11 protein-coding genes and 1 tRNA gene are annotated in these 14,682 nt (G+C 71.0%); 3 read left to right on the top strand and 9 right to left on the bottom strand.

The window, feature by feature from the left end:
- Positions 1-46: 46 nt before the first annotated feature.
- Positions 47-121, bottom strand: a tRNA-Leu gene (locus tag ACFYU0_RS25070).
- A 103-nt stretch (positions 122-224) separates the two neighbouring features.
- Here ACFYU0_RS25070 and ACFYU0_RS25075 point away from each other — a divergent pair.
- The gene (locus ACFYU0_RS25075) at positions 225-884 is read left to right on the top strand and encodes an ANTAR domain-containing response regulator (protein ID WP_389304279.1); all 660 of its coding nucleotides are present in this window, start codon (positions 225-227) and stop codon (positions 882-884) included.
- A gap of 80 nt (positions 885-964) precedes the next feature.
- On the opposite strand, the gene ACFYU0_RS25080 is transcribed toward ACFYU0_RS25075, so the two are convergent.
- The 7 genes from ACFYU0_RS25080 to ACFYU0_RS25110 form a co-directional block, all read right to left on the bottom strand.
- The gene (locus ACFYU0_RS25080) at positions 965-1,681 is read right to left on the bottom strand and encodes an ABC transporter ATP-binding protein (RefSeq protein ID WP_351672390.1); all 717 of its coding nucleotides are present in this window, start codon (positions 1,679-1,681) and stop codon (positions 965-967) included.
- Positions 1,678-2,691 carry an ABC transporter ATP-binding protein gene (locus ACFYU0_RS25085; protein ID WP_389304281.1) on the bottom strand — a complete coding sequence of 338 codons (1,014 nt, stop codon included), beginning with the start codon at positions 2,689-2,691 and terminating at the stop codon, positions 1,678-1,680. Before ACFYU0_RS25085 ends, ACFYU0_RS25080 begins: the two co-directional genes overlap by 4 nt.
- Before the next feature lie 6 nt (positions 2,692-2,697).
- Entirely contained in the window at positions 2,698-4,479 is a 1,782-nt protein-coding gene (locus tag ACFYU0_RS25090; protein ID WP_389304539.1) for a branched-chain amino acid ABC transporter permease, read from the bottom strand.
- Between the two features lie 5 nt (positions 4,480-4,484).
- Positions 4,485-5,414 carry a branched-chain amino acid ABC transporter permease gene (locus tag ACFYU0_RS25095; protein ID WP_199210157.1) on the bottom strand — a complete coding sequence of 310 codons (930 nt, stop codon included), beginning with the start codon at positions 5,412-5,414 and terminating at the stop codon, positions 4,485-4,487.
- Between the two features lie 109 nt (positions 5,415-5,523).
- On the bottom strand, positions 5,524-6,732 hold the full coding sequence (locus tag ACFYU0_RS25100) for a branched-chain amino acid ABC transporter substrate-binding protein (RefSeq protein WP_389304541.1): 1,209 nt from the start codon (positions 6,730-6,732) through the stop codon (positions 5,524-5,526).
- 736 nt (positions 6,733-7,468) lie between these two features.
- Complete coding sequence (locus ACFYU0_RS25105; protein WP_351672397.1) at positions 7,469-7,960, bottom strand: hotdog fold thioesterase; 492 nt, start codon at positions 7,958-7,960, stop codon at positions 7,469-7,471.
- Positions 7,961-8,007: 47 nt separating this feature from the next.
- A complete protein-coding gene (locus ACFYU0_RS25110) occupies positions 8,008-10,362 on the bottom strand; it encodes an FdhF/YdeP family oxidoreductase (protein ID WP_351672399.1) in 2,355 nt (784 codons plus the stop codon).
- 197 nt (positions 10,363-10,559) lie between these two features.
- Between ACFYU0_RS25110 and polA the strand changes: the two genes are divergently transcribed.
- On the top strand, positions 10,560-13,283 hold the full coding sequence (gene polA, locus ACFYU0_RS25115) for a DNA polymerase I (protein WP_389304284.1): 2,724 nt from the start codon (positions 10,560-10,562) through the stop codon (positions 13,281-13,283).
- A 169-nt stretch (positions 13,284-13,452) separates the two neighbouring features.
- Complete coding sequence (locus ACFYU0_RS25120) at positions 13,453-13,860, top strand: hypothetical protein (protein ID WP_389304286.1); 408 nt, start codon at positions 13,453-13,455, stop codon at positions 13,858-13,860.
- Here the strand turns inward: ACFYU0_RS25120 and ACFYU0_RS25125 are convergent.
- Positions 13,778-14,632 carry a DUF4184 family protein gene (locus tag ACFYU0_RS25125; RefSeq protein WP_389304287.1) on the bottom strand — a complete coding sequence of 285 codons (855 nt, stop codon included), beginning with the start codon at positions 14,630-14,632 and terminating at the stop codon, positions 13,778-13,780. The two genes, ACFYU0_RS25120 and ACFYU0_RS25125, sit on opposite strands and share 83 nt — an antisense overlap.
- Positions 14,633-14,682 lie beyond the last annotated feature (50 nt).

The following is a 14,682-nucleotide window of genomic DNA, read 5'->3' on the forward strand; positions in this document are numbered from 1 at the left end:
TGTGGAAATCCGCTCGTGAATGGTGACCTTCGGATCGAAGGAAAAGTGCCCCGGGTCGGACTCGAACCGACACTGTATGGGTTTTGAATCCATTGCCTGCTGCCAATTGGGCTACCGGGGCCCGGTGAATCGAAGGTTTACCTCGACCCGCTGCCTGACCACCTTACCGCAGCTGGGTAGGCTCTTGTCAGCAGTACCGACCTGCCTCGTAACAAGGAGCCCGAGTGACCTCCCCCGAGTCGCCCCAGCCCGTAGACGTGCCCGACGACGACAAGTCGCACGTGCCTCCGCTGACGACCCGTGTCGTCATCGCCGAGGACGAGGCCCTGATCCGGCTCGATCTGAAAGAGATGCTGGAGGAGGAGGGCTACACCGTCGTCGGCGAGGCCGGGGACGGCGAGCAGGCCGTCGAACTGGCCCGCGAGCACCGCCCGGACCTGGTGATCCTCGATGTGAAGATGCCCAAGCTCGACGGCATCTCCGCGGCCGAGAAGATCGCCGAGGAGTCCATCGCCCCGGTCCTGATGCTCACCGCGTTCTCGCAGCGCGACCTGGTGGAGCGGGCCCGGGACGCCGGTGCCATGGCGTACCTGGTGAAGCCGTTCAGCAAGAGCGACGTCGTCCCGGCGATCGAGATGGCCGTGTCCCGGTTCACCGAGCTGCGGGAGCTGGAGAAGGAGATCGCGGACCTCACCCAGCGGCTGGAGACGCGCAAGCTGGTGGACCGCGCGAAGTCCATCCTGCAGACGGAGTACGGGCTGACCGAGCCGGCCGCGTTCCGCTGGATCCAGAAGACGTCGATGGACCGGCGTCTGTCGATGCAGCAGGTCGCCGAGGCGGTCATCGCGGACAACGACGAGAAGAAGTCCGCGAAGAAGGGCTGAGCCCCCCCGCGCACAGGACGAGGCCCGCGCCCCGGAGAAGGGGGACGCGGGCCTCGTCGTACCGGCGGTGCGCGGCGGGGTCAGTCCTCGCCGAGGTACGCCTTGCGCACGGACTCGTCGTGCAGCAGGTCCTGTCCGGTGCCGGAGAGGACGATGCTGCCGACCTCCATGACGTGGCCCTGGTCGGCGAGCGAGAGCGCCGCCTGGGCGTTCTGCTCGACGAGCAGGATCGTGGTGCCGGAAGCCTTCAGCTCGACGATCGTCGCCATGATCTTCTGCATCATGATCGGCGACAGGCCCATGGAGGGTTCGTCGAGCATCAGCAGCTTGGGCTGGGACATCAGCGCCCGGCCCATGGCCAGCATCTGCTGCTCACCGCCGGAGAGGGTGCCGGCGGCCTGCTTCCTGCGCTCCCCGAGGATGGGGAAGAGGTCGTAGGCGCGCTGGATGTCCTTCTCGATGCCTTCCTTGTCCTTGCGGAGGAAGGCGCCGAGCTGGAGGTTCTCGGCGATGGACAGGCGCGGGAAGATGTGCCGGCCCTCGGGGGAGTGGGCGAGTCCGAGGGCGACGATCTTGTGCGCGGGGACGCCGGCGAGTGGCTTGCCGTCGAAGAGGATCTTTCCGGAGCTGGGCTTGAGCAGTCCGGAGAGGGTGCGCAGGGTGGTCGTCTTGCCGGCGCCGTTGGTGCCGATGAGGGTGACGACCTGGCCGGCTTCGACGCTGAACGAGATGCCCTTGACGGCTTCGATCTTGCCGTAGGCGACCCTGAGGTCCTCGACCTCCAGCAGTGCGGTCACTGGGTGTCTCCCTTGGTGGTGCTGGTGCTCTCCGCGCCGCTCTCCGGGCCGCCGGTGGTGCCGGCGTCGGCGGGTGCGGCGTCGTCCGGGCCGGTGGACTCGGCCTGCGCGGGCTCGGGCTCGGCGTCGGTCTTCGGGGCCGCGGCCGGGGTTCCGGCGTCGGCGGCGGTCTCCGCCGCCTCGACCTCGGCGGCCTCGACCTCGGCGGCCTCGGCCTCGGCCGCCTCGGCCTGGCCGGGGTCGCCCTCGAAGGGTTCGCCGAGGTAGGCGGCGACGACCCGGTCGTCGGCCTGGACGACGTCGGAGGTGCCCTCGACGAGCTTCTCGCCCTGGACGAGGACGGCGACGCGGTCGCAGAGGTTGAAGATGAAGCGCATGTCGTGCTCGATCACGAGGACGGCGATGCCCTTGTCCCGGATGGCGAAGACCAGTTCCTCGGTGGTCCGGGTCTCCTGCGGGTTCATGCCGGCCGTCGGCTCGTCGAGGAGCAGCAGGCCGGGCTCGCTGGCGAGTGCGCGGGCGATCTCCAGCTTGCGCTGTTCGCCGTAGGGCAGGTTGCGGGCGAGGTGGTCGCGCTTGGCGGCGAGGCCGACGAACTCGAGGAGTTCCATGGCCTTGGCCTCGGACTCCTTCTCGGCCTTGCGGAAGCCGGGGCCGCGCAGGAGGGCGGACCAGAGGCCCTCCTTGGTGCGGGTGTGGCGGCCGACGAGGACGTTCTCCAGGACCGTCATGTTGGCGAAGAGCCGGATGTTCTGGAAGGTCCGGGCGATCCCGGCCTGGGTGACCAGGTGCGGCTTGGGCGGGAGCACCTTGCCCCGGAAGGCGACGGTGCCCTCGGTGGGCACGTACAGGCCGGTGAGGCAGTTGAAGAACGTGGTCTTGCCGGCGCCGTTGGGGCCGATCAGGCCGACGATCTCGCCGCTGTTGACGGTGAAGTCGACGGATCGGACGGCGGTGAGGCCGCCGAAGCGCATGGTGACGTCACGGGCTTCGAGTACAGGTGTCGTCATGGTTCTTTACGCCCCTGCCTTGGTGGCGGCCGGTTCGTCGGTGAGCGTTCTCTGTTCGGGGACGTCGAGTTGGCCGATTTCGTGGAATTCGAGCTGGCGGCGGCGGTTGGCGATGATGCCCTCCGGCCGGAAGCGCATCAGCAGGACGAGCGCGATGCCGAAGGCCAGCAGTTCGTAGTTCTGCAGGAACTGGAGCTTCTCGGGGACCAGGTAGAGGACGCTGGCGCCGAGGAGGGGGCCGCTGACGGTGCCCATGCCGCCGAGGACGACGGCGGCGAGGAGGAAGGCGGAGTTGGGCGGGGCGGCGCCGGCGAACTGGTAGGGCTGCGGGTTGACGCTGTAGTTGACGTGGGCCATCACGGTGCCGGCGAGGCCGGCGAGGGAGGCGCCGAGGGCGAAGGCGATCAGCTTGACGCGGAAGCCGTTGATGCCCATGGCCGTGGCGGCGGTCTCGTCCTCGCGGATGGCGATCCAGGAGCGGCCGATGCGGGAGTCGGCGGCGCGGGTGAAGACGAGCACGACGATGGCCGTGACGATGAGCATCAGGAAGAGGTAGTTGGCGAAGCGGCCGAGTGTGAACCCGGCTATCTCGTGTGCTTCGCCGAACTTGAACCCGAGGATGTCCAGGTCCGGGATCTGGGTGATGCCGTTGGGGCCGCGGGTGATGTCGGGTCCGGAGTCGCCGTCGAGGTTGTTGACGGTGATGCGGAAGATCTCTCCGAAGCCGAGGGTGACGATGGCCAGGTAGTCGCCGCGCAGTCGCAGGGTGGGGGCGCCGATGAGGACGCCGAAGACGAGCGAGGCGGCCATGCCGGTGAGGGCGGCGGCCCAGAAGGGGAAGTGGACGCCGGAGAAGCGGGAGTACTCGGAGCCGGAGACGAGTGCGGCCGCGTAGGCGCCGACGCCGAGGAAGGCGACGTAGCCGAGGTCGAGGAGGCCGGTGAGGCCGACGACGATGTTCAGGCCGAGTGCGACGGTGGCGAAGATGAGGATGTTGACGCCGACGTTGGCGTTGTGGTCGTCGCTCTGGGTGAACGGGAAGATCACGGCGGCGAGGAAGGCCAGCGCGGAGGCGAAGCCCTTGTGCTGGGCGGCCATGGTCGCGTAGCGGTCGACGAGGCCGGTGTGCATCAGGCCCCAGGCGGCGAAGATGACGAGGAGGAGGAAGCCGATGAAGGTTTCGCTCGCGTCGTTGTCGATGCCGATGCCGTAGGTGAAGGCGATCAGGGCGATGGCGGTGCCGGCGGTGATGACGCCGCGCTCGAGGAGCGGGGACAGGGTGCCGGGGCGGGGCTGCTGGGGCTTGGTGAGGTAGCCGCGCAGTCCGGTGCCGGGGGCCGGGTGGGGCAGGGCGAGGGCGCCGACGACGGGCAGTGCGGAGGCGGCCATGGCGACGTAGGCGCCGGGGTCGAGGTTGACCAGGCCGTCGAGGTCGACGGCGATGGCGATGCCGGTGAACCAGCAGACGGTGAACGCCGACAGGGCGGTGAGGAACACGGGGGAGGTGGCGCCGGCGGGGTTGAGCCAGCGCAGGCCCTTGATGTTCCACAGGGTGAGGGAGAACAGCAGGGTGAGGGCGCCGGCCACGAGGGCGAGGATCTGCAGGCCCGCGGGGTAGCCGTAGACGGTGAGGTCGCCGGGGAACGCGGGGGTCCAGGTCCAGCTCATGAAGGTGCTGGCGATGGTGCCCACGGCGCCGATGGCGATGAGCAGTCGGGCGGCGGCGGGCGGCAGCGGGACGGGCCCGTGCGTGGCCGTGGCGGGTGCTGCGGTGGTGGTGTCGGTCATGGTGCTCACGCCCTGTCCGCGACGCGCTCGCCGAGCAGGCCTTGTGGTCTGAAGAGGAGTACGAGGATCAGCAGGACGAAGGCCCAGACGGCGGCCCAGCCGCCTCCGCCGAGCTGCTGCATGCCGGGGATGTCGGCGATGTAGGCGGTGGCCATGGCTTCGGCGAGGCCGAGGACGAGGCCGCCGAGCATGGCGCCGTAGATGTTGCCGATGCCGCCGAGGACGGCCGCGGTGAAGGCCTTGAGGCCGGCGATGAAGCCCATGTCGTAGGAGACGGAGCCGTACTTGAGGCCGTAGGACAGGCCGGCGACGGCGGCGAAGAAGCCGCCGATGGCGAAGGCGATGACGATGATGCGGTTGGTGTCGATGCCCATGAGCTGTGCGGTGTCCGGGTCCTGGGCGGTGGCCTGCATGGCGCGGCCGGTGCGGGAGAGCCGGACGAAGAAGGCGAGGACGGCCATGCACAGCGGGGCGGCGATGATGAGGAAGACGTCGCCGCTCTGGACGGTCACGGAGCCGAGGTGGAGCGGGCCGAACGGCAGCTGGGGGAAGACGCGCGCGGACTTGGCGTCGGGGTACCAGTTGAAGACGGCCTGCTGCAGGGCCAGTGACAGGCCGATGGCGGTGATGAGTGGCGCGAGGCGTGGTGCGCCGCGCAGGGGGCGGTAGGCGAAGCGCTCGGCGCCGACGGCGATGAGCACGGCGACCAGTGCGCCGCCGATGAGCATCGCCGGCAGGGCTATCCACATGGATATGCCGTCCGGCAGGGCGAGGTAGACCGTGAGTGCGCCGAAGCCTCCGGTCATGAAGATCTCGCCGTGGGCGAAGTTGATGAGCTGGACGATGCCGTACACCATCGTGTAACCGATGGCGATCAGCCCGTACATCGAGCCGAGGAACAGCCCGTTGGCCAGCTGCTGCGGCAGGGTGTTCACCGCATGGCCTCCATGTGGTGGGGAGAGTCAAGGGGGGCGTAGAAGGCGGGCCGCGCGGTGACGGTGGTCTGCGCCGCGCGGCCCTGGTGGTGCGGTGTGTCCGGCTGGACTACTTCGGGTTGGCGACGCCGCTCTTGGCGGACTTCCACTCGCCGTTGGTGACCTTGTAGACGGTCAGCTGCTTGTTGGTGGTGTCGCCGTACTCGTCGAAGGAGATCTTGCCGGAGATGCCGTCGAAGGAGCTCTTCTGGACGGCGTCGACGACCTGCTGGCGGGCGTCGGAGGGCACCTTGCCGTCCTTCACGACCTGGCCGACGGCCTTGATGATGGCGGTGGTGGCGTCGTAGGAGTACGAGCCGTAGGTGCCGTAGTCGCCGGGGTACTTCTTGGCCTTGTAGGCGGCGACGAAGTCCTTGGCGGCGGGCAGGGTGTCGACGGGGACGCCGATGGAGGTGACGAGGTCGCCCTCGGCGGCCTTGCCGGCGGTCTTGATGTAGGTCGGGGTGAACATGCCGTCGCCGCCGAACAGCGGGATCTTGGCGCCGGCGTCCTTGAGCTGCTTGGTCAGCACCTGGGACTCGTCGTACTGGCCGCCGTAGTAGAGGATGTCGGCGCCCGAGTTCTTGATCTTGGTGGCGAGGGTGGAGAAGTCGCGGTCACCGGTGTTGACGTGGTCGGTGCCGACGACCTTGCCGCCCTGCTTGGCGAACTGGGCCTTGAAGATCTTGGAGAGGCCGGCGCCGTAGGTCTGCTTGTCGTCGACGACGAAGGCCTTCTTCTTCTTGAGGCCGTTGTACGCGTAGTCGGCGGCGAAGGCGCCCTGGAGGGCGTCGGTGGTGGCCGTACGGAAGTAGGACTTGAACGGGCGGGACTTGCTGGTCTGCCAGTTCTTGCCCTGGGTCAGCTCGGGCGCGGTGTTGGAGGGGGAGATCTCCACCAGGTTGGCCGAGGCGAGGGTCTGCTGCATCTGGGTGGCCACGCCCGAGTTGAGCGGGCCGACCACGCCGAGGACGTCCTTGTCGGCGACGAGCTGGGAGGCGTTCTGCTGGCCGGTGGCCGGGATCGCCTTGTCGTCCAGTGCCTTGATCTTGAAGGTGACGCCGGGGACGGTCTTGTTCTTGTTGGCGTCGTCGACGGCGATCTGGGCGCCGTACTGGATGCCGAGACCCGTCGCGGAGTTCTGGCCGGTCAGCGGGGCGTCGACGCCGATCGTGACCGTCACGTTGCCGCTGTCGCCGCCCTTGCTGTCGTCATTGCGGGAGCCGCAGGCGGTGAGGGTCAGAGCTCCGGTGGTCAGAACGGAGGTAAGAATCACCAGAGAACGCTGTCGCACAATCGATCCTTTCCGCAGGCACGTTCGCCCCGAGTGGTGGGGTGTTGGGTGCCGCGCCGGTACCGAACTCCCGATGGAGCGGTGACTGGCCGTGACTCTAGGCGTGTGTGGACAACGTGGAGGAGTGCTTGTCCAAGGCTGTGACGCTCTTGTTATGACACGAGGTAATGCAGAGCGGTACGGCGTGGGGGGAACGCATGAATTCAGGTCGATTCGCCCCGTCCGCATTCTGAGAACCCGCAGGACCGCGTCGGCGCGTTCAGGCGTCTCGACGGTTTTGGTAATTACACAACTCTGTTGCTGCAGGCGACTTTCGGGACTGCTGTGCGGCCCTGGGACGGGTGGACGCGATGGCCGAAACCGAGAATCTGGATTGCGCGCGTATTACATAGAGTTACTGCAAGGGAAAGGAGCTCGACGGCTTCGGCGCTTTTCCGCATTCCGCCCATGGGGACGGTTGTGGTGATCTTGCGGGGGAAGCGTCCCTTTGTCCCGGAAAGGGGCGGCGCGGTGTGGCGCGGCGCGGTGTGGCGCGGCGCCGTCCGGACGCGCTCGGGCGCGCGGCGCGGAGGCCGGCGGGGGAGGGGCGGGGCGAGTGGGCCCGCGGCCTGCCGGGCTGTCAACTCGGCGGCGGAGAAAGGGCGGTGACGGGGTCCCGCTGTCGGGGCCGCGGGTGGGGGCAAGGGGCCGGCGGGGCCTCGGCGGCCCCGCCGGACAGCGGTCAGGCGCCGGTGTGCGGCACGTGCGCCTCGTCGCCCTTGCGGACGTCGCGCAGCAGGCAGGTGAGCCGGGCGGTGCAGACCCGGCGCTCCTCCTCGTCGCTGATGACGATCTCGTACGTCGCCGTGGAGCGCCCCCGGTGCACGGGGGTGGCCACACCGGTCACCAGGCCCGAGCGGGCGCCGCGGTGGTGGGTGCAGTTGAGGTCCACGCCGACCGCGATCTTCGAGCTGCCGCCGTGCAGCATGGAGCCGACCGAGCCCAGGGTCTCCGCCAGCACCGCGGACGCGCCGCCGTGCAGCAGCCCGTAGGGCTGGGTGTTGCCCTCGACCGGCATGGTGCCGACGACCCGCTCCGCCGACGCCTCCAGGATCTGCACGCCCATACGGGTCCCGAGGTGGCCCGCGGAGAACAGCGCGGGCAGGTCGACGCCGAGCGCGGCGTACTCGTCGACGACCTCCTGCGGGAATGTCACCTGCTGCTGCTCACCCATGGGCGCGGCTCCGTTCTCGTACAGCTGTCACGTCACTGAGCAAACGCTCAGTCGGTCGCCGATTGTTCCAGACGCCCTTCCGGGCGGGCCTGCGGGCGGCGCTCGCCCGGGACGCCCCCCGCCGCGCCCCCCAGGGCGTGCTCCAGCCGGACCACGACGGACTTGCTGGCCGGGGTGTTGCTGGTGTCGGCCGTGGCGTCCAGCGGCACCAGGACGTTGGTCTCCGGGTAGTAGGCGGCGGCGCAGCCCCGCGCCGTCGGGTAGTGCACGACGCGGAAGCCGGGCGCCCGCCGCTCCACGCCGTCCCGCCACTCGCTCACCAGGTCGACGTACGCCCCGTCGGCGACGCCCAGGGCGCGCGCGTCCTCGGCGTTCACTAGCACCACCCGGCGGCCGCCCGTGATGCCCCGGTAGCGGTCGTCCAGGCCGTAGATGGTGGTGTTGTACTGGTCGTGCGAGCGCAGCGTCTGCAACAGCAGCCGCCCGGCGGGGAGTTCCGGGTACTCCACGGGGGCCGCGGTGAAGTTCGCCTTCCCGGTCGCGGTCGGGAAGCGGCGCTCGTCGCGCGGGGCGTGCGGCAGCGCGAAGCCGCCGGGTCGGGCCACCCGCGCGTTGAAGTCCTCGAAGCCGGGGACCACGCGCGCGATGCGGTCCCGGATCGTCGCGTAGTCCTCCTCGAACTCCTCCCACGGCACCTTGCTGTCCGCGCCCAGCACCCGGCGCGCCAGCCGGCACACGATCGCCGGCTCGGACAGCAGGTGCCGGCTCGCCGGCTCCAGACGGCCCCGCGAGGCGTGCACCATGCCCATGGAGTCCTCGACGGTCACGAACTGCTCGCCGCCGCCCCGCACATCGCGCTCGGTGCGGCCCAGGGTGGGCAGGATCAGGGCACGCGCGCCCGTGACCACGTGCGAGCGGTTCAGCTTGGTCGACACGTGCACGGTCAGCCGCGCGCGCCGCATGGCCGCCTCGGTGACCTCCGTGTCGGGGGAGGCGGAGACGAAGTTGCCGCCCATGGCGAAGAACACCTTCGCCTCGCCGTCGCGCAGCGCCCGGATGGCCCGCACGACGTCGAAGCCGTGCTCGCGCGGCGGCGCGAACCCGAACTCCTTCTCCAGCGCGTCCAGGAAGGCCGGCGCGGGCCGCTCGAAGATGCCCATCGTGCGGTCGCCCTGCACGTTGGAGTGACCGCGCACCGGGCACACGCCCGCGCCGGGACGGCCGATGTTCCCGCGCAGCAGGAGGAAGTTGACGACCTCGCGGATGGTCGGCACCGCATGCTTGTGCTGGGTGAGGCCCATGGCCCAGCAGACGATGGTCCGCCGCGAGGCGAGGACCATGCCGAGCGCCTGCTCGATCTCCGCGCGCGTGAGACCGGTGGCCGCGAGCGTTCCCTCCCAGTCGGCGGCGCGGGCGGCCTCGGCGAACTCCTCGTACCCGTGCGTGTGCTCCCGCACGAACTCGTCGTCGACCGCGCCCTCGGTCTCCAGGATCAGCTTGTTCAGGAGGCGGAACAGGGCCTGGTCGCCGCCGATGCGGATCTGCAGGAACAGATCGGTGAGCGCGGCGCCCTTCAGCATGCCCTGCGGGGTCTGCGGGTTCTTGAACCGCTCCAGTCCGGCCTCGGGCAGCGGGTTGACGCTGATGATCCGCGCGCCGTTCGCCTTGGCCTTCTCCAGCGCGGAGAGCATCCGCGGGTGGTTCGTCCCGGGGTTCTGCCCGGCCACGATGATCAGGTCGGCCCGGTGCAGGTCCTCCAGCAGGACGCTGCCCTTGCCGACGCCGATGGTCTCCGACAGCGCCGAACCGGACGACTCGTGGCACATGTTGGAGCAGTCCGGCAGGTTGTTGGTGCCCAGTTCGCGCGCGAAGAGCTGGTAGAGGAACGCGGCCTCGTTGCTGGTGCGGCCGGAGGTGTAGAAGACCGCCTCGTCCGGGGAGGCCAGCGCGGAGATCTCCTCGGCGACGATGCCGAAGGCGCGCTCCCAGGTGACCGGCTCGTAGTGCGTGCCGTCCTCGGCGAGGTACATGGGATGGGTGAGCCGGCCCTGCTGGCCCAGCCAGTACCCGCTGCGCCCGGCGAGATCAGCGACGGGGTGCGCGGCGAAGAACTCCGGGGTGACCCGGCGCAGGGTGGCCTCCTCGGCCACCGCCTTGGCGCCGTTCTCGCAGAACTCCGCCCTGTGCCGGTGCTCCGGCTCCGGCCAGGCGCAGCCCGGGCAGTCGAAGCCGTCCTTCTGGTTCACGCGCAGCAGGGTCAGCGCGGTGCGCCGCACGCCCATCTGCCGCTGGGCGATGCGCAGGGTGTGGCCGACGGCCGGCAGGCCCGCCGCCGTGTGCCTGGGCTCCGCGACCTGCGGCGCGTCCTGGACCGGATCACCCTTGGGCGGCTTCGTCGCCATCGCCCGCTCCCCTTCGACTGCGTGTGAGACGTACGCCACCGATCCTCCCACGGGGCGCCGACAGGCCGCCGGGGCGGCCACTGCGGGCGCGCGGGCCCCCGGCCGCCGCCCGCGACGGCGGTGTGCCGGGTCGCTCCGGCGCCCGCCGCGGGTCGGACCGGTCCCGGCTGTCAGTGGGGCGTGGCAGGATCGGGGACGTGGCAGACACAGCATCGAAGAAGACCGACAGCACCCCCGGCGGCCGTCCCCGGCTGATGCTCATGGACGGGCACTCGCTGGCCTACCGCGCGTTCTTCGCGCTGCCCGCGGAGAACTTCACCACCGCGACGGGCCAGCCGACGAACGCGATCTACGGCTTCGCGTCGATGCTGGCCAACACCCTGCGTGACGAGGCGCCCACCCACTTCGCGGTGGCCTTCGACGTGTCCCGCAAGACCTGGCGCTCCGAGCGGTTCACCGAGTACAAGGCGAACCGCTCCAAGACCCCCGACGAGTTCAAGGGGCAGGTCGAGCTGATCGGCGAGCTGCTCGACGCCATGCACGCGCAGCGCTTCGCCGTCGAGGGCTTCGAGGCGGACGACGTCATCGCCACCCTCGCCACCCAGGCCGAGGCCGAGGGCTTCGAGGTGCTGATCGTCACCGGCGACCGGGACTCCTTCCAGCTCGTCACCGAGCACACGACCGTGCTGTACCCGACGAAGGGCGTCTCTGAGCTGACCCGGTTCACCCCGGAGAAGGTCTTCGAGAAGTACGGGCTGACGCCCGCCCAGTACCCGGACTTCGCCGCCCTGCGCGGCGACCCGTCCGACAACCTCCCCGGCATCCCCGGCGTCGGCGAGAAGACCGCCGCGAAGTGGATCAACCAGTTCGGCTCGTTCGCGGAACTGGTCGAGCGCGTCGACGAGGTCAAGGGCAAGGCGGGCCAGAACCTGCGCGACCACCTGGAGTCCGTCAAGCTCAACCGGCTGCTCACCGAGCTGGAGCGCGAGGTGGAGCTGCCGAAGACGGTCACCGACCTGGAGCGGGCGCCGTACGACCGCAAGACCGTCGCGATGGTCCTGGACACCCTGGAGATCCGCAACCCGTCGCTGCGCGAGCGGCTCTTCGCCGTCGACCCCGGCGGCGAGGAGGCCGAGGCCACCCCCATCGTGGCGGAGGGCGTGGAGCTGGACGGCGCCGTCCTGCGCACCGGCGAGCTGGCCGGCTGGCTCACCGAGCACGGCACCGGAACCCTCGGCGTCGCCACCGTCGACACCTGGGCGCTGGGCACCGGCTCGGTCGCCGAGGTCGCCCTCGCCGCGGCCGGGGGGGCGGCCGCCTGGTTCGACCCGGCCGAGCTGGACGAGGCCGACGAGCGCGCCTTCGCCGGCTGGCTCGCCGACGCCGCCCGCCCGAAGGTGTTCCACAACGCCAAGGGCGCCATGCGGGTCCTCGCCGAGCACGGCTGGCGCGTCGACGGCGTCGCGATGGACACCGCGCTCGCCGCGTACCTGGTCAAGCCGGGCCGCCGCTCCTTCGACCTGGACGCCCTGTCCCTGGAGTACCTCCACCGCGAGCTGGCCCCCGCCGCCGCGGCCGACGGCCAGCTCGCCTTCGGCGCGGACGACGGAGCCGAGGCGGAGGCCCTGATGATCCAGGCCCGCGCCGTCCTCGACCTGGGCGAGGCCTTCGAGGGCCGCCTCCAGGAGGTCGGCGCCGCCGACCTGCTGCGGGACATGGAACTGCCCACCTCCGCCCTGCTCGCCCGCATGGAACGCGACGGCATCGCGGCCGACCGCGCCCACCTGGAGGCGATGGAGCAGACGTTCGCGGGCGCCGTGCAGCAGGCCGTGAAGGAGGCCCACGCCGCCGCCGGCCACGAGTTCAACCTCGGCTCGCCCAAGCAGCTCCAGGAGGTCCTCTTCGGCGAGCTGGCGCTGCCGAAGACGAAGAAGACCAAGACCGGCTACACCACCGACGCCGACGCCCTGGCCTGGCTCGCCACCCAGACTGACAACGAGCTGCCGGTCATCATGCTCCGGCACCGCGAGCAGGCGAAGCTCCGCGTCACCGTCGAGGGCCTGATCAAGACCATCGCCGCCGACGGCCGCATCCACACCACCTTCAACCAGACGGTGGCCGCGACCGGCCGGCTGTCGTCCACGGACCCGAACCTGCAGAACATCCCGGTCCGCACGGACGAGGGCCGGGCCATCCGCCGCGGCTTCGTCGTCGGCGAGGGCTTCGAGTCCCTGATGACCGCCGACTACAGCCAGATCGAGCTGCGCGTCATGGCCCACCTGTCCGAGGACGCGGGCCTGATCGAGGCGTTCACCACGGGTGAGGACCTGCACACCACGGTCGCCTCCCAGGTCTTCTCGGTCGGGCGGGACGCGGTGGACGCGGAGATGCGCCGCAAGATCAAGGCGATGTCGTACGGCCTGGCCTACGGACTGTCCGCCTTCGGCCTCTCCCAGCAGCTGAACATCGAGGCGGCCGAGGCCCGCGGCCTGATGGACACCTACTTCGAGCGCTTCGGCGGTGTCCGCGACTACCTGCGCCGCGTCGTCGACGAGGCACGGGCCACGGGCTACACGGCGACGCTCTTCGGACGCCGCCGCTACCTCCCCGACCTCAACAGCGACAACCGCCAGCGCCGCGAGGCCGCAGAACGCATGGCGCTCAACGCCCCCATCCAGGGCACGGCCGCCGACATCGTCAAGATCGCCATGCTCGACGTCGACCGGGCCCTGCGCGAGGCGGACCTGAAGTCCCGCCTGCTCCTGCAGGTGCACGACGAAATCGTGCTGGAGATCGCCCCCGGCGAGCGCGCGGCCGTGGAGGAACTGGTCCGCCGCGAGATGGCCGGCGCCGTCCAGCTGCGCGCCCCGCTGGACGTCTCGGTGGGCGTCGGCCGCGACTGGGAGTCGGCGGCACACTGACGCCGGTCCGGTGTCCCGGATGGGGCACCGCACCGGCGTAGGCACCCCTGACCGGTCCGACACCGGCAGGGGCGCCGCACCCCTGACCGGCGGAGCCCCGGCGGGGTTCTTCACTCACGTGGACCCCGCCAGAACGCAGCCCCGTGCCCGCAGCCGCAACACTGCGGGCATGGGTATACGCATGCTCCACCGCCGGACCCACGAGGTACGGGGCGGCGCCCGGGCCGAGACCGGCAGCGGTGCCGGCGCGCCCGCGGCCGCCTCACCGGTCCCGGCCCTCGCGCCCGGCGCAAGCACCGCCCGCATCCCCCTCGTCCGGACCGCGGCCGCCCGCGAAGCCGTCGCCGGCCTGCTGCGCCGGCCGCGCGCCCGACTCCGCCGCACCGCCGACCGGCGCGCCTGGGCCGACCTCGCCCGCGCCTACCTGGCGCTGCTGCTCACCGCGATCCCCCGGGCCCGCCCCAGACACACCCTCACCGTCTTCGTGGCCGCCCTCACCGAGCCGCCGACCGGTCCCGGCCCGCACCGACCACCCCGCCAGGACCGCCCGGAACCCGGACCGGACGCCACACCCTGACCCCGGCCGCGTACAGCAGCACCCCGAGCAGCAGCCCGGCCCCGACCCCGAAGCACAGGGTCGGCACCAGATCCAGCGGCCGCACCGACGTACCCCAGTACGCCCACCACCGCGCCGCCCGCTGCACCGCTCCTGCCAGGGCACAGCCCCCGATCACGGCCGCCGCCCACCACCGGTCCCGCACCGACAGCGCGGGCACCCCTGCCGGTGCCCCGGCGGGCGCCCGCCGCAGCGCCCCCACCAGGAACACGGCGATCACCACGGCCGCCAGCGCCGACGAGCCGTACTGCAGCCACGTGTACCGCGGCAGGCCCGCCACCACCCCGCCCAAACCGGCCAGTCGCGACCCCCACCGGTCGTGGTGCGTGAACGCGTCCCACACGACGTGCGTCAGGGCGCCGAGCACCGCCGAGACGTAACCCCACAGCAGCAAGCCCGCGCTGACACGCGCGCGTGGCGCGCCGCAGCGCAGCAGAGCCGCCACACGCCCCTGGCGGGCCCGGGGGAGCAGCGCCACCAGCGGCTCCCGCACGAACAGCCACAAGCCCACCAGCGCCCAGGCGATCAGGGCGTCCACGCCGACCACCCCGGGCAAGGAGTGCGTGACCGTCCCGAACTCCATCGCGTCCCGCCGGACGCTCGCCGCGTAATAGGTGACGTCCGGCGCGAAGGACCCCGCGACGAGCACCGAGGGCACCAGCCGGCCCCGTCCGCCGCCGTCCCGGCGGACGGCGGGCAGTACGGCCGCCGCGTGGCTGAGTGTGAACGGCAACAGGGCCCCCTCGGGCGGTCGTCGGCCGCGGCTTCGCGACCGGTGATCAC

Source organism: Streptomyces sp. NPDC003720 (genome assembly GCF_042875075.1).
Lineage (GTDB): Bacteria > Actinomycetota > Actinomycetes > Streptomycetales > Streptomycetaceae > Streptomyces.